This window comes from Burkholderia sp. 4NA327C6, from assembly GCF_005502655.1.
GTDB lineage: Bacteria > Pseudomonadota > Gammaproteobacteria > Burkholderiales > Burkholderiaceae > Burkholderia > Burkholderia contaminans.
Genome location: NZ_SCNZ01000025.1, coordinates 88696 through 109019, shown reverse-complemented (window position 1 = coordinate 109019; position 20324 = coordinate 88696). Strand labels below are relative to the sequence as shown.

The following is a 20324-nucleotide window of genomic DNA, read 5'->3' as shown; positions in this document are numbered from 1 at the left end:
CGCTCGTCGCGTCACGATAAAAAAACGCCACGGAACGCAGGTTCCGTGGCGTTTTTCATTGCGCCGCGCGTAAAGCGCGGCACACGCGGGCGTGGACTTACTTCGTGTTCACGTTCGCGGCGGCAACGGCCGTCATGTTGATGATCCGGCGCACGGTCGCAGCCGGCGTCAGGATGTGAGCAGGCTTCGCCGCGCCGAGCAGGAACGGGCCAACCGTCACGCCTTCGCCGCCGACCATCTTCAGCAGGTTGTACGCGATGTTCGCCGCTTCGACGTTCGGCATGATCAGCAGGTTCGCTTCACCCGACAGCGTCGTGCCGGGGAATGCCTGCTTGCGGATCAGCTCCGACAGCGCCGCGTCGCCGTGCATTTCGCCATCGACTTCCAGGTTCGGTGCGCGTTCGACGATCAGCTTGCGAGCCTCGCCCATCCGGCGCGACGACGCCGACGGCGCGCTGCCGAAGTTCGAGTTCGACAGCAGCGCAGCCTTCGGCGCAATGCCGAAGCGCTCGATCTCGGCCGCGGCCTGGATCGTCATGTCGGCGAGCTGTTCGGCGCTCGGCAGTTCGTTCACGTACGTATCGCACACGAACAGGTTGCGGCCCGGCAGCATCAGCAGGTTCATCGCCGCGAAGTGCTCGGCGCCCTTCGCACGGCCCAGCACCTGTTCGATGAACTTCAGGTGGCTGTGGAACGTGTCGATCATCCCGCAGATCATCCCGTCCGCGTCGCCCAGATGCACGAGCATCGCGCCGATCAGCGTGTTGAACTTGCGCATCGCGGCCTTCGCGACTTCCGGCGTCACGCCGTCGCGCGCGCCGATCTCCTGATACGCCTGCCAGTAGCGGTGGTAGCGCGCATCGTCTTCCGGATCGACGATCTCGAAATCGGTGCCGGCCTTCAGCTTCGAGCCGATCTTCGCGAGGCGCATGTCGATGACCGACGGACGGCCGACGAGGATCGGCTTCGCGATCTTTTCCTGCAGCACGAACTGCGCGGCGCGCAGCACGCGCTCGTCTTCGCCCTCGGCGAACACGATGCGGGCCTGCTTCTGCTTCGCGGTGGCGAACACCGGACGCATCACCATGCCGGTGCGGTAGACGGTCGCGCCGAGCTGCTCGCGGTACGCGTCCATGTCCTGGATCGGGCGGGTGGCAACGCCCGAGTCCATCGCGGCTTGCGCGACGGCCGGCGCGATCTTGATGATCAGGCGCGGGTCGAACGGCTTCGGAATCAGGTAGTCCGGCCCGAATTCGAGCGAGTGGCCTTCATACGCCTTCGCGACTTCTTCGCTCTGGTCGGTTTCCTGCGCCAGCTCGGCGATCGCGCGCACGCACGCGAGCTTCATTTCTTCCGTGATCGTCGTCGCGCCGACGTCGAGCGCGCCGCGGAAGATGAACGGGAAGCACAGCACGTTGTTGACCTGGTTCGGGTAGTCCGAACGGCCGGTCGCGACGATCGCGTCCGGACGCACGGCCTTCGCGTCTTCCGGGCGGATTTCCGGTTCCGGGTTCGCGAGCGCCAGGATCAGCGGCTTGTCGCCCATCGTCTTGACCATGTCCTGCTTCAGCACGCCCGCGCTCGAGCAGCCGAGGAACACGTCCGCGCCGACGATCGCGTCGGCGAGCGTGCGTGCGTCGGTGGTCGCCGCATAGCGCTGCTTCGACGGATCGAGGTTGCCGCGCCCTTCGTAGATCACGCCCTTCGAATCGGCGACGAGGATGTTCGACTTCGTCAGGCCGAGGTTCACGAGCAGATCCAGACACGCGATGGCCGCTGCGCCCGCGCCCGAGCACACGAGTTTCACTTCGGACAGCTTCTTGCCGACGACCTTCAGGCCGTTCAGGATCGCGGCCGACGCGATGATCGCGGTGCCGTGCTGGTCATCGTGGAAAACGGGGATCTTCATGCGCTCGCGCAGCTTCTGCTCGATGTAGAAGCATTCCGGCGCCTTGATGTCCTCAAGGTTGATGCCGCCGAGCGTCGGCTCGAGCATCGCGATCGCCTCGACGAGCTTGTCGGGGTCGGACTCCGACAGTTCGATGTCGAACACGTCGATGCCCGCGAATTTCTTGAAGAGGCAGCCCTTGCCTTCCATCACCGGCTTCGCGGCGAGCGGGCCGATGTTGCCCAGGCCGAGCACGGCGGTGCCGTTCGTGATGACGCCGACGAGGTTGCCGCGCGACGTGTACTTCTGCGCGTCGAGCGGATCGGCGTGGATCGCTTCGCACGCAGCGGCGACGCCCGGCGAATACGCGAGCGACAGATCGAGCTGGTTCGACAGCGGCTTGGTCGGGGTGACCGAAATCTTGCCGGGTTTCGGGTTCAGGTGATAAGCGAGTGCGGCCTGCTTCAGTTGTTCGTCCATGATTGACCTGCGAGAGACATGCGAAATATTGACGGTTCAGTACACAGCACCTTCGGCCGCGTCTGCTTGAATCGAGGGGGTGATCGACTGCGAGACGGCACGCGACGCGCCGGATCGGCACGCCATCGAACCTTGGCGGGTGGCAAGAGGAAAGTACAAAGTACTGAACGATTTCTAAGGGTCGCCTAGTGTACACCCCCTAAATGACGCATGTTGGTGCAACGCCGCATCCTCCGCCTCAGCGCGCGAGCGATCCAGCCCCGTTTGTTTCGCCGGTGGTGAGCCGCGCGTCGAACCCGCGCGAATTCCGCCGAAAACCGGCCTGAATCGGGTAAAATAGCGGGCTACGCGCGCAGCGATGCGATTGGCCGTCCGATCGCGCCCCGGCCCCCTGGGCAGGTTCCCCTTGCTGCGCCACCGGGCCCGCGCCCGCTCTTCGCTCATCACCCAAGGAATGCCCATGACAGGCTACGATCGTCAGTCGATCTCGGATACGACCGCCAAAATCCTGCTCGAAGTACAGGCAGTGCACTTCAACGCAGAAAAACCGTTCATCTTCACGTCCGGCTGGGCAAGCCCCGTCTATATCGACTGCCGCAAGCTGATTTCGTACCCGCGCGTGCGCCGCGCGCTGATGGAAATGGCTGAAACGACGATCACGCGCGACATCGGCTTCGAGCAGATCGACGCGGTGGCGGGCGGCGAAACGGCCGGCATCCCGTTCGCGGCGTGGATCGCGGACCGGATGATGGTGCCGATGCAGTACGTGCGCAAGAAGCCGAAGGGTTTCGGCCGCAACGCGCAGATCGAAGGCCATCTGGAAGAAGGCTCGCGCGTGCTGCTGGTGGAAGACCTGACGACCGACAGCCGCAGCAAGATCAACTTCGTCAACGCGCTGCGCACCGCGGGCGCGACGGTGAACCACTGCTTCGTGCTGTTCCACTACAACATCTTCAAGGAAAGCGTGTCGGTCCTGAAGGACATCGACGTCGACCTGCACGCGCTCGCGACGTGGTGGGACGTGCTGCGCGTCGCGAAGGCCTCGGGCTACTTCGAGACGAAGACGCTCGACGAAGTCGAGAAATTCCTGCACGCACCGGCCGAGTGGTCGGCTGCGCACGGCGGCGCAACGTCCCCGAAGGATTGATGCCGCGCCGGCCCGCCGGCCGGCGTCCTGGCTGAACGAGCCGCCCGCTTCATCGCGGGCGGCTTTTTTTCGTCCGTCGATTTTGCGCCCGTCGATTCGCGCAGGAAACGATCGCGACCACGGGTCGCGGCGTGCGTCGCTCATCGAACCCTAATGCTAGACTTGATCCATCGCTGCCATCAGTTGCGCAGGCAACGCACGACGCCAACAACGCCGGACGCATCGGTCCGGCCCACGTGACGGGAGAAGCGCCATATGCGTGTGGATCGCCGGATCACTCCGCCTGCGCCATCGGGTCGCCCGTCGCCGTTCCTCGCCGCCCTCCTTTACGCTGTCGTCCTCTCTGCCCTGCCCGCGCATGCGGAAGGCCCGTTCACCGTGACGAGCGATGACCTGACGCCGGGCGGGCGCGTCCGCGCCGCGAACGTGTTCGACCGCGGCGACTGCAAGGGCGGCAACCACTCGCCGCAACTCACCTGGCACAACCCGCCGCCCGGCACGCGCGGCTATGCGGTCACGGTCTTCGATCCCGATGCTCCGGGGCACGGCTGGTGGCACTGGGCCGTGGCGGGCATTCCGGCGACGGTCACGAGCCTGCCAGCCGACGCAAGCGCGTCCGGCTTCCTGCGGCGCATCGGTGCGAGCGAGGCGCGCAACGACTTCGGGATCGACGGCTACGGCGGCCCGTGCCCGCCGCCGGGCAAGCCGCACCGCTACGTGATCACCGTCTATGCGCTCAAGGGCGACGACCTGCGCGTCGCGCAGGGCCGCCCCGCGCCGATGTTCGAGCACGAGATCGGCACGCTGGCGATCGGCACCGCGCAACTCACGGTCAACTACGGGCAGTAACGGGCATGGGGCGCCGGGCATCGCACGCCGCCGCGATTGCCGGCCGCCGCGAAACGACGTTCTCCGCGCTCACGCGTTTTCCCGTCATTTCGGCTTGCTAGACTCGTCGTTACCGGTCGCGGCGCCATGCCGCGCATCCGCCGCGCCGCCCACCGGCGACGCGTGACGCGGCGAGCCTGCGGTCCGCCGTTCCCGTTCCTTTCCGGAGAACGCTTCATGTCGAACATCGTCATCGTCTATCACAGCGGCTACGGTCACACGCAGAAACTGGCCGAGGCCGTGCACGCAGGCGCGCAGGATGCCGGCGCGACCGTGCGCCTGCTCGCCGTCGGCGACGTCGACGACGCGGGCTGGGCCGCGCTCGACGCGGCCGACGCGATCGTCTTCGGCGCGCCGACCTACATGGGCGGCCCGTCGGCGCAGTTCAAGCAGTTTGCCGACGCGACGTCGAAAGCGTGGTTCACGCAGAAATGGAAGGACAAGATCGCCGCGGGCTTCACGAACTCCGCGACGATGAACGGCGACAAATTCTCGACGATTCAATATTTCGTCACGCTGTCGATGCAGCATGGGATGGTGTGGGTCGGCACGAGCCTGATGCCGGCCAACTCGAAGGCGGCCACGCGCAACGACATCAACTACCTGGGCGGCTCGACGGGCCTGCTCGCGCAGTCGCCGGCCGATTCGACGCCCGACGAAGGCCCGCTGCCGGGCGACCTCGAGACGGGCAAGGCATTCGGCCGGCGCGTCGCCGAAGCGACCGCCCGCTGGGTTGCCGGCCGCGGCTGAGCGCGCCCCGGCGCCCGCTGCGGCCGGCGCCAAAGGGACACAAGACGGCCCGCCGGCCGTCTTTTTTTCGCCCCGCGCGGTGCAGGCCCGCCGGATGACGTCTTAAAATGGCGGTTTCAGGGCGCGGGCCCCCGTTTCATTCAGTGAGAGCGAAATGAGCACCAAAGTTTTTGTCGACGGCCAGGAAGGCACAACCGGCCTCAAGATCTTCGAATACCTGTCGGCACGCAGCGACATCGAGATCCTGCGTATCGAGGAAGCGAAGCGCAAGGACGTCGACGAGCGCCGCCGCCTGATCAACGCGTCGGACGTCACGTTCCTGTGCCTGCCGGACGTCGCGTCGCGCGAATCCGCGTCGCTCGTCGAAAACCCGAACACCACGCTGATCGACGCGAGCACCGCGTTCCGCACCAGCGCCGACTGGGCCTACGGCTTGCCCGAGCTGACCCGCGCGCAGCGCGAGAAGATTCGCACGTCGAAGCGTATCGCGGTGCCGGGCTGCCACGCATCGGCGTTCGTGCTCGCAATGCGGCCGCTCGTCGATGCGGGCATCGTCGCGCCGACGTTCGCCGCGCACGGCTACTCGATCACCGGCTACAGCGGCGGCGGCAAGTCGATGATCGCCGAGTACGAGAACGCGGCGCCGGGCGGCAAGCTCGCGAGCCCGCGCCCGTACGCGCTCGGCCTCGCGCACAAGCACCTGCCGGAAATGGCCGCGCACACGGGCCTCGCGAACCCGCCGATCTTCACGCCGATCGTCGGTCCGTTCCTGAAGGGCCTCGCGGTGACGACCTACTTCACGCCCGAGCAGCTCGTGAAGCGCGCGACGCCGCAGGACGTGCAGCGCGTGTTCGCCGAGTACTACGCGGACGAAGCGTTCGTGCGCGTCGCGCCGTTCGATGCGGACGCGAACCTCGACGGCGGCTTCTTCGACGTGCAGGCGAACAACGACACGAACCGCGTCGACCTGTTCGTGTTCGGCAACGCGGAGCGCTTCGTCACGGTCGCGCGCCTCGACAACCTCGGCAAGGGTGCGTCGGGCGCCGCGATCCAGTGCATGAACCTGAACATCGGCGCGGCCGAGGACGCCGGCCTCAAACGCTGATTCATCATCGCATGCAATGCAAAGCCGGCCACTGGCCGGCTTTTTATTTACCCGTATCAGGCAATAAATAAAAAATTCCGGATCGCGTATTTACAAATATTTACAAGCTTTCCATTGCGCGATTACCAGTGAATTAATCCCGCCCCTTCTTTATCCAGTCAATCCCGAATAGGGATAAACCGGATACCGCCGCTTTAAACGCTGCCGTTATACGCAGGAAGGCTCTGCGCCGGCCTGTCCGGCGTCGCACATCCCCCACTCCGGCCGCTTTCGGCAGCCTGTCCCACGTTTTAATTCTTACCGAATGCCGTGTCGGACAAGGATTCAATACACGACACCCGTTTCAATCGCCTTTTTTAGACGGGTTCATCAATTGACAGCAAAAATCAAGGCGGCGACATTAGCTCGCACAATTAAACGATTGGAGACAGCGGCATGTCGCACACCTTATCGAAGGGGGTGGCAACGGCCTTTGCCATTGCCCCTTTCCTGGTTGCATGTGGTGGGGGGGACGGCGGCGCACCCGCGCCGATCAATGCGCCCCAATGTTCCGGGTCCAGCTGCGGCACGCAAGGGCCGCCGCCGTCGCAGCCCATCAACGGCGCACTGTGCCCGGCCAACGCCGACATCGTGAAGAGCACGTACCTCGGCGGCGCCGGTAGCGGCGAGATCGTCAGCGTCAACATCGACGCGGTGGCGATGACCTACACGCTCAAGTGGCTCGAATCGCCGATTCCGCTCGCGACCGGCACGGTCACGCCGAGCCGCGCCGGCACGACGATCACCGGTGCAGTCATGCACCCGCCGACCGGCGTACTGCCGACCGCCGAGCAGACGCGCTGCGCGTTCATCCTGACACCCGGCACGGGCAAGGCGCCGAGCGGCGCCACGTACTCGACGGCCGCCGACTTCAACCAGGCGAACCCGCCGATGCTGCTGGTCGGCATGGGCGTCGCAGGCGGCGGCATTCCGGGCGCGACGATCCAGTACGACGGCCTGACGATCATCCCGGGCCTCGTGCAAAACGTCGGCCAGGTACCGAACCGTCACTTCGATTTCTATCCGTTCCTCGGCTTCGCAAACACGACGACGGACATCTCGAAGCTGCCGGGCACGTACAACGCGCTGATCTACCACCTCGTGCCGTCGGGCAACTACGCGACGAAGGGTTCGAACTCGAGCGAGACGTTCGACGCGAACGGTGCGTGCACGTCGACCAGTTCGGGCGGCTGCCAGACGACCGGCAACCCGTGGACCGTGAACACTGCGAACGGCGGCTACTTCGACAGCGCGAAAGCACCGCAGACGCTGCCGCAAACGCAGCTGCCGCTCGTCGGCGCGACCGGCAAGTCGGCGACCGCGCACATGGTGATCGGCCAGCTCAACGGCGCGACGGTGCCGGTGATCGTGCGAACGGGCAACGTGAATCTCGGCACGCCGCCGCTGCACAGCGACGCGCAGGTCGACGACGAATCGGGCATCGCGGTGCTCGGCGCGGCGACGGCGATCACGTCGGGCGCGATCGACGGCGGCTACGCGGGCGCGGATTCGAACTTCAAGTACACGGCCGCACTGATCCGCGGCAGCAACGCGTCGTTCATCAACCCGTCCACGCAGGTCGAGGAAGACGGCTTCACGCTCGACTACGGCCAGGCGACGCCGGGCCTGCTGAACGCGACGACGATTCCGAAGAGCGGCACGGCCGCTTCGGGCGTGGTGATCGCGACGGGCGGCCTGTATGCGGCGCTGATCCAGGGCACGGTGAACGGCGGCGTCACGTCGACCTCGGCGAATTCGACGACGTCGTCGACTCCGTACTTCGGCGTGGGCGCGCAGATCAGCAAGTAGCGAACGAGGGCGCGACGGCGGGCTGACCGCCGTCGCGTGACGCAGGGAAGGCACGAAGGCGCTCGGCACGGCGCAAGCAGGACGAGCACGACCAACAGAAGCGGCCGACAGGGAGCTGGCCGCCGCACAAGACAAATCTGGAGGAGCAACATGAAGCGCAACCTCATTCTGGCGGCGGCCTTTGCCGCCCCCCTTCTTTCCGCTTGCGGCGGCGGCAGCGACAATCCGCCGCCGCTCGTCGAAGACCGGCTTTGCCCCGCCACGCTCGACTACAACACCGTGTTCACGGGCGGCGCGGGCAGCGGCGAGCTTGCGAAAGTCCAGCTCGACACGACCAAGATGACCTGGCAGGTCACCTACGTCGAATCGGCCGTCCCGCAAAAGACCGGCACCGTCGTACCAACCCGCGCCGGCACCGTCGACAGCGGCACGCTCACGCAGGAAACGCTGCTGCCGACCAACAAGCTGAACCAGTGCGCGTTCCGGCTGAACGGCGCGAGCCTCGATGCGTCGCGCCCGGCGCGCATCTTCGTCGGCTTCGGCGTGGCGGGCGGCACGATCCCCGGCAAGGAAATCCAGTTCGACGGCGTGCTCGGCCAGGCGGCAGTGCCCGATACGAAGTTCCCGTACTACCCGTTCATCGGCTTCTCGTCGATCGAAACCGACATCACGAAGGTCGCGGGCACGTACAGCCACATCGGCTTCGGCGAAGTGCCGTCGCAGAAGTTCGCGCCCGCGTCGATCGACGCGAAGGTGACGATCAATGCGGACGGCACGTGGACCAAGTGCGATACGACCGGCCAGTTCGCGGGCGGCGCCTGCACGCAGCAGGGCACGAACTTCGCGCAGTCGGCCGACGGCAGCGGCGCGTTCCAGTCGAACAACTACGCGAGCCAGCTGAAGCCGACGCTGTCGGCGACGCCGCAGGGCAAGGGCTTCATGATCGTCGGCAAGCTGCGCAACCAGCTCGTGCCGATCCTCGTGCGCACGGGTGTCGCGAACCCGAACCCGACGCCGGACGCCAACGGCGTGCCGGGCCTCACCGCCGATGACGAATCGAGCATCTCGATCCTCTCGCCACAGACGTCGATCGCGACCGGCTCGCAGAACGGCGAGTACATCGGCGTCGACAGCCAGTTCGATTACCGGACCACCGCGCTGATCGACAAGCAGGCCACGCTGCTCGATCCGTTCAACGCGTCGCAGGCCTCGCTCGCGACCGCGCTCGATCTCGACTACACGCAGAAGGTGCCGGGCACGGTCACGACGATTCACACGGGCTCGGGCAGCACGTCGCCGACCGGCAAGTTCATCTTCACGGGTGGCGTGTTCGGTTTCCTCGACAACGCGGGATCGACGCCGTATTTCACGATCGGCGCGTTCGTCCAGTAAGCGGAGGGGAAAGCCGTGATGAAGAAGACCCTTCTCTGCGCGGCGGCCGGCGCCGCCGCCGTGGCGCCGCTCGCGGCGCACGCGCAGAGCGCTGGCAGCAACGTCGTGACGCTGGGCTGGTTCCATATCATGCCGCAGCAGAGCAGCACGCCGATGACGACCAACGTCGCGCCGACGCCGATCAACACGCCGCTGCGGCTGCCGCCGTCGTTTACGTCGCCGGGCACCGGGCTGCACACGAGCGGCGCCGACACCGTGGGCCTGACGGTCAGCCACTTCCTGACCGACCATATCGCGGTCACGTCGGTGGCCGGCGTGCCGCCGGTGTTCAAGGTGTCGGGCCAGGGCACGATCAAGCCGCCCGGCCCGGCCGGCGCGCTCGGCACGCAGAACATCGGGCTGGCCTCGGTCAACCCGATCGTGAAGAGCGTGCGGCAGTGGAGCCCGGCGGCGATCCTGCAGTACTACTTCGGGGCGGCGAACGCGAAGTTCCGGCCGTTCCTCGGCCTCGGCGTGTCGTACAACTGGTTCAGCGACCTGCAGCTCAACACGAACTTCATCAAGCAGACGCAGGACAACCTCGGCGCGGTTCTCGCGGCGGGCGCGGGCAAGCCGGGTACGACCTCGGTGGAGGCGAAGGCGTCGTCGTCATGGCAGCCGGTGTTCAACGCGGGCCTGCAGTACAACATGACCGAGCATTTCGGGCTGATCGCGTCGGTCACGTACATCCCGCTGAAGACGACGTCGACGGTGACGATCAAGGCGGCCGACGGCACGGTGCTCTCGGAGTCGAAATCGGACCTGAAGGCCGACCCGATCATCAGCTACGTCGGGATGACGTACAAGTTCTGAGCGCCGCGACGGACGAGGAAGGGAAGGCCGCGACAAAATCGCAGGCAAAAAAAAGCCCGCCTAAGAGGCGGGCTGAATCCATATCAGAGGAGACATGGAGGAGACAGGTGCAACTATAGCGAATCGGTTTCCGCAATGCAACATTTCCGTAGAGAAAATAAGGATTTTCCCTCGAATGCTGCCTCTAGACCGCCTTCGCCGCATCTGACCCCACCCTGTTTTCCCGCTCGAGCACTTCGGCCAGCGCATCGCGCAGCAGCGCGACGGGCCGCACCAGCCGGCCCGGCAGCGCGCCGTGCACGATCCACACGTTGATCCGCGTCTCCAGCCCCACCGTTTCCACCACCCTCAGCGCATCGCGATGGGCGCTGCGCGCCAGCGCGTTCGGCGCGGCGATGCCGATGCCCGCGCCGCGCGCGACGAGCGACAGCTGCAGCTCCGAGCCGAACGCCTCGACCGCGACGTCGAACGGCAGCCCGGCCGCGCCGAGCATGCGGCTCAGCGCCGAACGCATCCCGCAGCCGTCCTGGCTCAGCACCCACGGAAAACCCGACAGCGTGTCGATCGACAGCGGACCGTCCGGCAGCGGATAGTCGCGCGCGGCGACGAGCACCGTCGGCTGCGTGCCGAGCAGCGTCGACGCGAACGTATCGGGCAGTGTCGAACTGGCCGGCACCATCACGGCGGCGACGTCGAGCGTGCCGCGCTCGATGCCCTGCATCAGCGCCGGCGACCAGCCGGCCGTCACCCGCAGCGTGAGACGCGGAAACGCGTCGCGCAGCCGGTCGATCGGCTGTTCGAGCGCCAGCTCGGACAGGAACGGCGGCACGCCGATGCGCAGCTCGCCCGACGGCTCGCTGTCCGGCGCGCCCGCCGCCATCAGCTCGTCGACCGCGCCCAGCACGTTACGCGCGAGCGCATAAACGTCGCGCCCGGCGGCCGTCGGCTTCAGCGGCTTGCTTTGCCGTTCGAGCAGCGGCATGCCGAGCAGCGTTTCGAGGTTCTGCACGCGCCGCGTCAGGCCCGGCTGCGTCAGGTGGAGCTTCGCGGCCGCGGCAACCATCGACCCGCTGTCGACCACCGCGACGAATGCCTGGAGATCACGCGTATTCAAAACAAACTCGCATAATCATGTTAGAGATATTTCAATTGTCGCATAAACATCGGGCACCTACGATGGGGACTCCTTCGACTCACTCGCCAGGCTTCCGATGAACTGCCCTGCCAACCGTTGCCCCGCCGCCGCGCGCCCGCCCGTCAGCGCGCCGGCCGGCCCGCCGCCCACGCTGAGCGCCGGCATGACGCTGTTCTTCGCCGCGACGGTCGGCGTGATCGTGATGGACCTGTTCGCCGCGCAGCCGCTGACGGGGCCGATCAGCGCCGACCTGCACCTGCCGCCCGGCCTGGCCGGCCTCGTCGCGATGCTGCCGCAGCTCGGCTATGCGGCCGGGCTCGTGCTGCTCGTCCCGCTCGTCGACCTGCTCGAGAACCGCCGCCTGATCGTCGCGACGCTGGCCGCGTGCGCGGCCGCGCTCGCGCTGCCGGCGTTCACGCGGTCGGGCACCGTATTCCTGCTGGCGACGCTCGTGGCCGGCGCCGCGTCGAGCGTGATCCAGATGCTCGTGCCGATGGCCGCGTCGATGGCGCCCGAGGCGCAGCGCGGCCGCGCGGTCGGCAACGTGATGAGCGGGCTGATGCTCGGCATCCTCCTGTCGCGGCCGCTCGCGAGCCTGATCGCGGGGTCGGCCGGCTGGCGCGGGTTCTACGTGCTGGCCGCGCTCGCGAACGCCGCGATCGCCGTGGTGCTCGCGCTGCGCCTGCCGTCGCGCACGCCGTCGATCTCGGCCGGCTACCGCACGCTGCTTGCGTCGATGGGGCGCCTGCTCGCCGATGAGCCGGTGCTGCGCCGGCATGCGCTGTCGGCCGCGCTCGCGATGGCCGCGTTCAGCGCATTCTGGACCGCGGTCGGGCTGCGGCTCGCGCAGCCGCCGTTCGGCCTCGACCTGCACGGCATTGCGCTGTTCGCGTTCGCCGGCGCGAGCGGCGCAATCGTCACGCCACTCGCAGGCCGTGCCGGCGACCACGGCCATGGCCCGGCCGCGCAGCGGATCGCGCACGGCACGATGCTCGTGGCGCTCGTCGTGCTCGGGATCGCGGGCGCCGGCTGGTTCGGCTTCGACGCACGCATGCATCGCGGCCTCGCGCTCGCGCTGCTGGCCGGCGGCGCCGCGCTGCTCGATGCGGGCGTGATCGTCGACCAGACGATCGGCCGCCGCGCAATCAACCTGCTGAACCCGGCCGCGCGCGGCCGCCTGAACGGGTTGTTCGTCGGGCTGTTCTTCATCGGCGGCGCGCTCGGCGCGGTGCTCGCAGGCAGCGCGTGGGCCTCGGGCGGGTGGAGCGCGGTGTGCGGCGTGGGGTTTGCGTTCGCCGGCGCGGCCGCCGTCTTCGGGCTCGCGGCCGGACGCGGCGCCGGCGCAGCGGCATTGACGCGCCCACGTGCATGAGCGAGCGCGTGACGGAGGCCCGAAAAGCAGAACGCCCCGCCCGCTTGCGAGGGACGGGGCGTTCTGCGCAGCAGCGTCAGTTCAACATCAGTGACGAACCAGCGCCATCATCGCGCCGAAGCCGACGAACAAGCCGCCCGTCAGCCGGTTGAAGATCTTCGCCACGCTCTGGCTCTTCAACGTCGCGCCGATGCGCGTGCCGAACGATGCGTAGACGAGATACCAGCTCACCTCGATCACCGCGAACGTGACGACGAGGACGCCGAACTGCGGCAGCGTCGGCTCGGCGGCGTTGATGAACTGCGGCAGCAGCGCGGCCGCGAACAGGATCGCCTTCGGGTTGCTGCCCGCGACCAGGAAGCCGTTGCGGAACAGCGTCCCGCGCGATGCCGGCGCGCCCTGGCGCGACACGGTCTCGACGTCGGCGGCAGGTTGCTCGTCGTCCACGCGTGCGCGCCACGCCTTCACACCGAGGTAGATCAGGTAGGCCGCACCCGCAAAGCGCAACGTGTTGAACATCGCCGGCCAGGCTTCGAGCACCGCGCCGAGACCCGCCGCCGACACCGACAGCATCAGCACCAGCGCGGTGAGGCAGCCGGCCATCGTCCACGCCGAGCGCCGCAACCCGTGCCGCGCGCCGTGCGTCATCACCAGCAGCATGTTCGGGCCCGGAATCGCCGACACGACGAACACCGTCGCCACGAAAAGCCACCACGTATGCAAGTTCATGCCCGCCTCTGCGTCGATGTAAGGGAAAACGAAACGTCGATTATGCCGGTGCGCCGGACTTCTGTCGCGCGACGGATCAGCGGCCCGCGCGGCGCAGCGCGACTTCGCCGAGCACCGCGAAATCCTGCTCGCCGCCGCCGTGCGCCAGCGCGTCGAGCAGGTTGTCGCGCACGACGCTTGCCACCGGCAGCGGCACCGACACGGCGTCGCCGGCTTCCAGCGCCAGGCGAACGTCCTTCAACCCGAGGCGCGCCTTGAAGCGCGCGGGCTCGTAGCGCCGCTCGGCAATCATCGAGCCGTAGCCCTCGTAGACGGGGCCCGGAAACACGCTGCCGGTGATCACGTCGAGGAAATCGCGCATCGCGACGCCGTGCGCGCCGAGCAATGCAGAGGCCTCGCCGAGCGTCTCGATCGCCGATGCGAGCGTGAAGTTCGCGGCGATCTTCGCGACGTTCGCGTGCTGCGGCAGCGAACCGAACCGCCAGGTCTTCTGGCCGATCGCGTCGAACAGCGGCTGCACGCGGTCGATCGCCTCGGCCGGGCCACCCGCCATGATCGTGAGGCGCGCGGCGGCTGCCACGTCCGGCCGGCCCATCACCGGCGCGGCGACATAATGGATGCCGCGCGATGCATGCGCATGCGCGAGCGATTCGGCCAGCGCGACCGACACCGTCGCCATGTTGACGTGGATCAGGCCGCGCGGCGCCTGGGCGAGCAGTGCGTCGTCGAAGATCGCGCGTGCCGCGGCGTCGTCGGCCAGCATCGAAAACACCGCGTCGCCGCGAAACGCGTCGGCCGGCGTGTCGACGATCTGCGCGCCGACGGCCGCGAGCGGCTCGGCGCGCTCGCGCGACCGGTTCCAGACCCGCACCGTGTGCCCGGCCTTCAGCAGGTTCGTCGCGATTGCCTGCCCCATTTCACCCAGCCCGATAAATCCGAGATCCATTTTCCGCTCCTTCGCTCCGTGAAGCGGGGAGTTAAACACAGATGCGTGGCGCCTGCAGGGCACGCGGCCGGCCAAGCACGGTGCCATACTGCCCGCATGGCGACCGCGACCTTCCGCTTCCACGACGAACTGAACGCCTTTCTCCCGCGCGCGCAGCGCGACCGCGCGTTCGGGCACGCATGCGCGCGCGATGCGACGGTGAAGCACGCGATCGAGGCGCTCGGCGTCCCGCATACCGAAATCGGCCGGCTGTGCGTGAACGACGCGCCGGCCGCGCTCGACCGGCCGCTCGACGACGGCGACCGGGTCGAAGCCTTTCCGGAGCGCGCGCAGTCGGCCACCGTGAACGGAGCCACCGCGCCGCCACCGGCGCAATGGTGCTTCGTCGCCGACGCGCATCTCGGCGGCCTCGCGCAACTGCTGCGCCTCGCGGGCTTCGACACCTGCTACGACAACCATTACCGCGACGACGAGCTCGCGGCGCTCGCCGCGCGAGAGGGCCGGATCGTGCTGACCCGCGACCGCGAGCTGCTCAAGCGGCGCGCGGTCGCGCGCGGCTGCTACCTGCACGCGGTGCAGCCGGCCGACCAGCTGCGCGAACTGTTCGAGCGGCTCGACCTCGCGCCGCACATGCGGCCGTTCCGGCTGTGCCTGCGCTGCAATGCGCCGCTGCATCCGCTCGACGCGGCCGCCGCCGCGCCGCGCGTGCCGGCCGGCGTCCGGCAACGGCACCTGCGCTTCGCCGCGTGCGACGTGTGCCGGCGCGTGTTCTGGGAAGGCTCGCACTGGCGGCGCATGCGTACGGTGGTCGACGCGATGCGCGCGCCGCCGCCGGCCGCTGAACAACACGAGGCCTGAAAAAACAAAACCCCGCATGCCTGAACATGCGGGGTCTCGCGACTGGCGGCCGGCGCTGCCGGCCCCGGCGCAACGCGCTTCTTAGTTCTGCGCGCCTGCGTCGTTCGTGCCGGCGGCCGATGCGGCTGCGGCCTTCGCCTGGCCTTTCTTCGAGCCGTGGTGCTTCAGCTGGTGCTTCGGCTTGCTGTGATCCTTCTTGGCCGGTGCAGCGGCCGACGTGTCGGCTGCCGGTGCCGACGCATCCTGTGCGAATGCCGAAACCGATGCGAGTGCGAATGCTGCGGCGATGATCGAAGCGAGCGTCTTCTTCATTGTTCTTCCTTTAGCGGAGAAAAAATCAAACGTACCGGTAAGTAAAGATGCGAGGCATTCGCATCGGAGCCCCAGGCCGAGAGGCCGGCATTTGCCGTGCCGTCGCGACAAAACCTGACGCACTGGTTCCATAACGCACCGTGTTTGCGGAAAGTTGACACGTTGCTTGCGCCCCTCGGGTTTCCCCGGGGGCGCACCCGTATCCCGGGTCGGCGACCGTCCGCCGGCGGCCGCGGCGGCGCTGCAAACCGGCTCGCGAACCGTCGGGGCGACGCTTATACTGGCGTCCATCCGTCCCTTTCCCCGGAAACCGGATCGCGGCCGGTCGTCAGACCGCCGCCGTCTCGAGGCGCTCAAATTGCCCGATCACAACCTGGACAAACTGAAGATCGACCGGCGTCCGCTCGCACCGGCGCCGCGTCGCCGCCGGTGGCTCCGCTATGCGGTGGCCGCCGTGGTGGTCATCGGCGCGATCGGCGCCGGCCTCGCGCTCACCGGCCGGCCGACCGTCGACACCACGTCCGTCACGTCCGCCTACCCGTACCAGAACGACACGCAGCTCAATGCGACCGGCTACGTCGTGCCGCAGCGCAAGGCCGCGGTCGCGTCGAAGGGCCAGGGGCGCGTCGAGTGGCTCGGCGTGCTCGAAGGCACGCGCGTGAAGCAGGACGAGATCATCGCGCGGCTCGAAAGCAACGACGTGCAAGCGTCGCTCGCGCAGGCACGCGCGCAGGTGCAGGTGTCCCGTGCGAACCTCGGTGTCGCGCAGGCCGAGCTGAAGGACGCCGAGATCGCGCTGCGCCGCACCGCCGCGCTCGCGCCGAAAGGCGCGGTGCCGGCCGCGCAGCTCGACACCGACACGGCCCGCGTGAACAAGGCGCGCGCGACGCTCAACAGCGACCAGGCCGCGATCGTATCGGCCGAGGCGAACGCGCAGGCCGCGCAGGTGGCGGTCGACCAGACGGTGATCCGCGCGCCATTCGACGGCATCGTGCTCGCCAAGCACGCGAACGTCGGCGACAACATCACGCCGTTCTCGTCCGCGTCGGACAGCAAGGGCGCGGTCGTGACGATCGCCGACATGAAGACGCTGGAGGTCGAGGCCGACGTCGCCGAATCGAACATCGCGAAGATCCGCGCCGAGCAGCCGTGCGAGATCCAGCTCGACGCGCTGCCCGACATGCGCTTCGCCGGCCGCGTGTCGCGCATCGTGCCGACCGTCGACCGCTCGAAGGCCACCGTGCTCGTGAAGGTGCGCTTCGTCGACCGCGACGAGCGCGTGTTGCCCGACATGAGCGCGAAGATCGCCTTCCTGTCGAAGCCGGCGACCGCGCAGGACCGGCAGCCGGTGACGGCCGTGCAGGCGAGCGCCGTGGTCGAACGCGATGGCCGGCCGGCGGTGTTCGTCGTGAAGGACGACGTCGTGCATGCGGTAGCCGTGACGAAGGGCGTGCGAATCGGCGAGCTCGTCGCGGTGCGCGGCGTGCCCCCCGGCGACACGGTCGTGCTCGCGCCGGGCGCGAAGCTGAAGGACGGCGCGAAAGTGACCGTCGCGAAGAAGTAGCGCGCGTGAACGACGCCCCGCCACCCCTCGTCGAGCTCAGCCACGTCGCGAAGTCGTACCGGCGCGGCAACCAGATCGTGCCGGTGCTGACCGACATCACGCTCGACATCGGCGAAGGCGACTTCGTCGCGCTGATGGGGCCGTCAGGCTCCGGCAAGAGCACGCTGCTGAACCTGGTGGCCGGCATCGACCGGCCCGACAGCGGCGAGCTGCGCGTGGGCGGCCTCGACATCTCCCGGCTCGCCGAGGCGCAACTGGCCGAATGGCGCGCGGCGAACGTCGGCTTCATCTTCCAGTTCTACAACCTGATGCCCGTGCTCACCGCGTTCGAGAACGTCGAGCTGCCGCTGATGCTCACGCACCTGTCGCGCCGCGAGCGGCGCGAACGCGTCGAACTCGTGCTCGACATGGTGAACCTCGGCGACCGGACGAGCCATTACCCGTCGGAACTGTCGGGCGGCCAGCAGCAGCGCGTCGCGATCGCGCGCGCGCTGATCACCGATCCCGTGCTGATCGTCGCCGACGAGCCGACCGGCGACCTCGACCGCGCATCGGCCACCGACGTGCTCGCGATGCTGCAGCGGATGAACGCCGAGCTCGGCAAGACGATCATCATGGTGACGCACGACGCGCACGCGGCCGGCGCCGCACGCTCGCTCGTCCATCTGGAAAAAGGGGAGCTGATCGATGGGCACGCCGGCTGACCGGCTGCGGGAGCGCGCGCGATGTATGTGCTGAAGCTGATCGCGCGCAATGCGCTGCGGCACCGGCTGCGCACGCTGCTGACCGTGCTCGGGCTCACGATCGCCGTGCTCGCGTTCGGGCTGCTGCATACCGTGGTCGACGCGTGGTATGCGGGCGCGGCCGCCGCATCCAGCGGGCGGCTCGTCACGCGCAACGCGATCTCGCTCGTGTTTCCGCTGCCCGTCAGCTACGAGAACCGGATCCGCGGCGTCGAAGGCGTGACGGCCGTGGTCCGCTCGAACTGGTTCGGCGGCATCTATCGCGACCCGAAGAACTTCTTCGCGAGCTTCGCCGTATCGGACAACTATCTCGACCTGTACCCGGAATTCATCATCCCGGCACAGCAGCGCGCCGACTACGATCGCGACCGCCGCGGCTGCCTCGTCGGCCGCCAGCTCGCGACGCAATTCGGCTTCAGGATCGGCGACGTGATCCCGCTGAAGGGCACGATCTACCCGGGCACGTGGGATTTCGTCGTGCGCGGCATCCTGGACGGCCGTGACGACTCGACGATCACGCGGCAGCTGGTGTTCCACTGGGAATACCTGAACGAGACGGTGCGCCAGCGCACGCCGAAGCAGGCCGACCAGGTCGGCGTATTCGTGCTCGGCGTCGCGAACCCCGACGACGGCGCGTCGATCGCGCGCAACGTCGACGCAGTGTTCAAGAACTCGCTCGCCGAGACGCTGACCGAGACCGAGCAGGCGTTCCAGCTCGGCTTCGTCGCGATGTCGAACCAGATCATCGCGGCGATCCGCGTCGTGTCCTACGTGGTGATCCTGATCATCATGGCCGTGATGGCCAACGCGATGGCGATGAGCGCGCGAGAGCGCACGGCCGAATACGCGACGCTGAAGGCGCTCGGCTTCGGCCCCGGCTTCCTCGCGCTGATCGTGTTCGGCGAATCGGTCGTGATCGCGGTGGCCGGCGGCGGGCTCGGGATCCTCGCGACGCCGCCCGCCGCGAGCCTGTTCAAGCAGGCGGCCGGCGGCATCTTCCCGGTGTTCAAGGTGTCGACCGAAACGGTCGTGCTGCAGGCCGTGTGCTCGGTCGCGGTCGGCTTCGCGGCGGCGATCGTGCCGGCGTGGCAGGCGGCGCGCGTGCGCGTGGTCGAAGGCCTCAGGGCAATCGGTTAGGTTGGCGCATGGCGATCCCGCTCAACTACATCGCGCGCAACCTGTGGACCCGGCGGCTCACCACCGCGCTGACCGCCGGCGGGATGGCGCTCGTGATCTTCGTGTTCGCGACCGTGCAAATGCTCGACGCGGGGCTCACGAAGACGCTCGTGTCGACCGGCGAACCCGACAACGCGGTGGTGATCCGCAAGGGCGCCGAAACCGAGATCCAGAGCTCGATCGACCACCAGCAGGCCAATGCGCTCGAAATGCACCCGGCCGTCGCGCTCGGCCCCGACGGCCGGCCGCTCGTATCGAAGGAAGCGGTCGTGCTGATCTCGCTCGTGAAGACGTCGACCGGCAAGCCGTCGAATGTCGTGATCCGCGGCGTGTCACCGTCCGGCCTCGCGCTGCGCCCGCACGTGAAGCTCGTCGCCGGTCGCATGTTCGCGCCCGGCTCGTCGGAAATCATCGTCGGCAGCGCGATCGCGAAAGGGTTCAGCGGCACGCAGCTCGGCGACAGCCTGCATTTCGCGCAGCGCGACTGGACCATCGTCGGCATCTTCGACGCGGGCGGCAGCGGCTTCGATTCGGAGATCTGGGGCGACGTCGACCAGCTGATGCAGTCATTCCGGCGCACCAGCTATTCGTCGATGGTGCTGCGCATCCCGAGCGCCGACGGCTTCGCGCGCTTCAAGGCCGACATCGACGTCGACCCGCGGCTCACCGACGAGGCGAAACGCGAACAGACCTTCTACGGCGACCAGTCGAAGGCGCTGTCGACGTTCATCAACATCCTCGGCATCACGCTGTCGACGATCTTCTCGATCGCCGCGATGATCGGCGCGATGATCACGATGTATGCGTCGGTCGCGAACCGCGTCGCCGAGATCGGCACGCTGCGCGCGCTCGGCTTCAAGCGCACGAACGTGCTCGCCGCGTTCCTGCTGGAAGCGCTGCTGCTCGGCTTCGTCGGCGGCGTCGCGGGGCTCGCATGCGCGTCGCTGATGCAGTTCGCGTCGTTTTCGACGACCAACTTCCAGACCTTCGCGGACCTGTCGTTCCGCTTCGTGCTGACGCCCGCGATCGTCGTGAAGACGCTGCTGTTCTCGCTGGTGATGGGGCTCGTCGGCGGGTTCCTGCCGGCGATGCGCGCCGCGCGGCTGAAGATCGTCGACGCGCTGCGCGCGCAGTGACGC

Annotated in this window: 18 protein-coding genes; 13 read left to right on the top strand and 5 right to left on the bottom strand. The window is 67.9% G+C overall.

What is annotated here, in order from left to right:
• Window positions 1–97: 97 nt before the first annotated feature.
• Window positions 98–2368, bottom strand: a complete 2271-nt coding sequence (locus FFS49_RS24315; RefSeq protein ID WP_039366863.1) for an NADP-dependent malic enzyme — start codon at window positions 2366–2368, stop codon at window positions 98–100.
• A gap of 460 nt (window positions 2369–2828) precedes the next feature.
• On the opposite strand from FFS49_RS24315, the gene FFS49_RS24310 reads away from it, so the two are divergent.
• The 7 genes from FFS49_RS24310 to FFS49_RS24280 all read left to right on the top strand — a co-directional run bounded on the left by FFS49_RS24310 (window position 2829) and on the right by FFS49_RS24280 (window position 10350).
• Window positions 2829–3515, top strand: a complete 687-nt coding sequence (locus tag FFS49_RS24310) for an orotate phosphoribosyltransferase (protein ID WP_011350651.1) — start codon at window positions 2829–2831, stop codon at window positions 3513–3515.
• Between the two features lie 255 nt (window positions 3516–3770).
• Entirely contained in the window at window positions 3771–4364 is a 594-nt protein-coding gene (locus FFS49_RS24305) for a YbhB/YbcL family Raf kinase inhibitor-like protein (RefSeq protein WP_039366859.1), read from the top strand.
• A gap of 216 nt (window positions 4365–4580) precedes the next feature.
• Window positions 4581–5153 (top strand): flavodoxin family protein, encoded by a 573-nt coding sequence (locus tag FFS49_RS24300; RefSeq protein ID WP_039366855.1) that lies wholly within the window; start codon window positions 4581–4583, stop codon window positions 5151–5153.
• Window positions 5154–5307: 154 nt separating this feature from the next.
• A complete protein-coding gene (gene argC, locus FFS49_RS24295; protein WP_105815079.1) occupies window positions 5308–6258 on the top strand; it encodes an N-acetyl-gamma-glutamyl-phosphate reductase in 951 nt (316 codons plus the stop codon).
• 435 nt (window positions 6259–6693) lie between these two features.
• Window positions 6694–8106, top strand: a complete 1413-nt coding sequence (locus FFS49_RS24290; RefSeq protein WP_105815080.1) for a DUF2957 domain-containing protein — start codon at window positions 6694–6696, stop codon at window positions 8104–8106.
• 150 nt (window positions 8107–8256) lie between these two features.
• Window positions 8257–9498, top strand: coding sequence for a DUF2957 domain-containing protein (locus tag FFS49_RS24285; protein WP_105815081.1), 1242 nt, complete (start codon window positions 8257–8259; stop codon window positions 9496–9498).
• An 18-nt stretch (window positions 9499–9516) separates the two neighbouring features.
• Window positions 9517–10350 carry an OmpW family outer membrane protein gene (locus FFS49_RS24280; protein ID WP_039366841.1) on the top strand — a complete coding sequence of 278 codons (834 nt, stop codon included), beginning with the start codon at window positions 9517–9519 and terminating at the stop codon, window positions 10348–10350.
• A 184-nt stretch (window positions 10351–10534) separates the two neighbouring features.
• Here FFS49_RS24280 and FFS49_RS24275 read toward each other — a convergent pair whose 3' ends face one another.
• Window positions 10535–11464, bottom strand: coding sequence for a LysR family transcriptional regulator (locus tag FFS49_RS24275; protein WP_105815082.1), 930 nt, complete (start codon window positions 11462–11464; stop codon window positions 10535–10537).
• A 97-nt stretch (window positions 11465–11561) separates the two neighbouring features.
• Here FFS49_RS24275 and FFS49_RS24270 point away from each other — a divergent pair, with 97 nt between their 5' ends.
• Window positions 11562–12857 (top strand): MFS transporter, encoded by a 1296-nt coding sequence (locus tag FFS49_RS24270; protein WP_105815083.1) that lies wholly within the window; start codon window positions 11562–11564, stop codon window positions 12855–12857.
• 87 nt (window positions 12858–12944) lie between these two features.
• Here the strand turns inward: FFS49_RS24270 and FFS49_RS24265 are convergent, their stop codons facing one another.
• Both FFS49_RS24265 and FFS49_RS24260 read right to left on the bottom strand, forming a co-directional pair.
• Complete coding sequence (locus tag FFS49_RS24265; RefSeq protein WP_105815084.1) at window positions 12945–13586, bottom strand: LysE family translocator; 642 nt, start codon at window positions 13584–13586, stop codon at window positions 12945–12947.
• Between the two features lie 76 nt (window positions 13587–13662).
• Window positions 13663–14619, bottom strand: a complete 957-nt coding sequence (locus FFS49_RS24260; RefSeq protein ID WP_223274453.1) for an NAD(P)-dependent oxidoreductase — start codon at window positions 14617–14619, stop codon at window positions 13663–13665.
• 9 nt (window positions 14620–14628) lie between these two features.
• On the opposite strand from FFS49_RS24260, the gene FFS49_RS24255 reads away from it, so the two are divergent.
• Window positions 14629–15390, top strand: coding sequence for a Mut7-C RNAse domain-containing protein (locus tag FFS49_RS24255; protein WP_105815085.1), 762 nt, complete (start codon window positions 14629–14631; stop codon window positions 15388–15390).
• An 81-nt stretch (window positions 15391–15471) separates the two neighbouring features.
• Here FFS49_RS24255 and FFS49_RS24250 read toward each other — a convergent pair whose 3' ends face one another.
• Window positions 15472–15702 (bottom strand): hypothetical protein, encoded by a 231-nt coding sequence (locus FFS49_RS24250; protein ID WP_039366831.1) that lies wholly within the window; start codon window positions 15700–15702, stop codon window positions 15472–15474.
• Window positions 15703–16060: 358 nt separating this feature from the next.
• On the opposite strand from FFS49_RS24250, the gene FFS49_RS24245 reads away from it, so the two are divergent.
• The 4 genes from FFS49_RS24245 to FFS49_RS24230 are packed head-to-tail and all read left to right on the top strand — an operon-like array spanning window position 16061 to window position 20321.
• Window positions 16061–17266 carry an efflux RND transporter periplasmic adaptor subunit gene (locus tag FFS49_RS24245; protein WP_105815086.1) on the top strand — a complete coding sequence of 402 codons (1206 nt, stop codon included), beginning with the start codon at window positions 16061–16063 and terminating at the stop codon, window positions 17264–17266.
• A gap of 5 nt (window positions 17267–17271) precedes the next feature.
• Entirely contained in the window at window positions 17272–17970 is a 699-nt protein-coding gene (locus FFS49_RS24240; RefSeq protein WP_105815087.1) for an ABC transporter ATP-binding protein, read from the top strand.
• 21 nt (window positions 17971–17991) lie between these two features.
• Window positions 17992–19146 (top strand): ABC transporter permease, encoded by a 1155-nt coding sequence (locus FFS49_RS24235; protein WP_071335337.1) that lies wholly within the window; start codon window positions 17992–17994, stop codon window positions 19144–19146.
• A gap of 8 nt (window positions 19147–19154) precedes the next feature.
• Window positions 19155–20321 carry an ABC transporter permease gene (locus tag FFS49_RS24230; protein ID WP_105815088.1) on the top strand — a complete coding sequence of 389 codons (1167 nt, stop codon included), beginning with the start codon at window positions 19155–19157 and terminating at the stop codon, window positions 20319–20321.
• Window positions 20322–20324 lie beyond the last annotated feature (3 nt).

Coding starts and splice junctions, on each gene's coding strand:
- FFS49_RS24315 (WP_039366863.1), bottom strand. CDS start 2,368: ATGGACGAACAACTGAAGCAGGCCGCACTCGCTTATCACCTGAACCCG.
- FFS49_RS24310 (WP_011350651.1), top strand. CDS start 2,829: ATGACAGGCTACGATCGTCAGTCGATCTCGGATACGACCGCCAAAATC.
- FFS49_RS24305 (WP_039366859.1), top strand. CDS start 3,771: ATGCGTGTGGATCGCCGGATCACTCCGCCTGCGCCATCGGGTCGCCCG.
- FFS49_RS24300 (WP_039366855.1), top strand. CDS start 4,581: ATGTCGAACATCGTCATCGTCTATCACAGCGGCTACGGTCACACGCAG.
- argC (WP_105815079.1), top strand. CDS start 5,308: ATGAGCACCAAAGTTTTTGTCGACGGCCAGGAAGGCACAACCGGCCTC.
- FFS49_RS24290 (WP_105815080.1), top strand. CDS start 6,694: ATGTCGCACACCTTATCGAAGGGGGTGGCAACGGCCTTTGCCATTGCC.
- FFS49_RS24285 (WP_105815081.1), top strand. CDS start 8,257: ATGAAGCGCAACCTCATTCTGGCGGCGGCCTTTGCCGCCCCCCTTCTT.
- FFS49_RS24280 (WP_039366841.1), top strand. CDS start 9,517: ATGAAGAAGACCCTTCTCTGCGCGGCGGCCGGCGCCGCCGCCGTGGCG.
- FFS49_RS24270 (WP_105815083.1), top strand. CDS start 11,562: ATGAACTGCCCTGCCAACCGTTGCCCCGCCGCCGCGCGCCCGCCCGTC.
- FFS49_RS24265 (WP_105815084.1), bottom strand. CDS start 13,586: ATGAACTTGCATACGTGGTGGCTTTTCGTGGCGACGGTGTTCGTCGTG.
- FFS49_RS24260 (WP_223274453.1), bottom strand. CDS start 14,619: ATGGCACCGTGCTTGGCCGGCCGCGTGCCCTGCAGGCGCCACGCATCT.
- FFS49_RS24255 (WP_105815085.1), top strand. CDS start 14,629: ATGGCGACCGCGACCTTCCGCTTCCACGACGAACTGAACGCCTTTCTC.
- FFS49_RS24250 (WP_039366831.1), bottom strand. CDS start 15,702: ATGAAGAAGACGCTCGCTTCGATCATCGCCGCAGCATTCGCACTCGCA.
- FFS49_RS24235 (WP_071335337.1), top strand. CDS start 17,992: ATGTATGTGCTGAAGCTGATCGCGCGCAATGCGCTGCGGCACCGGCTG.
- FFS49_RS24230 (WP_105815088.1), top strand. CDS start 19,155: ATGGCGATCCCGCTCAACTACATCGCGCGCAACCTGTGGACCCGGCGG.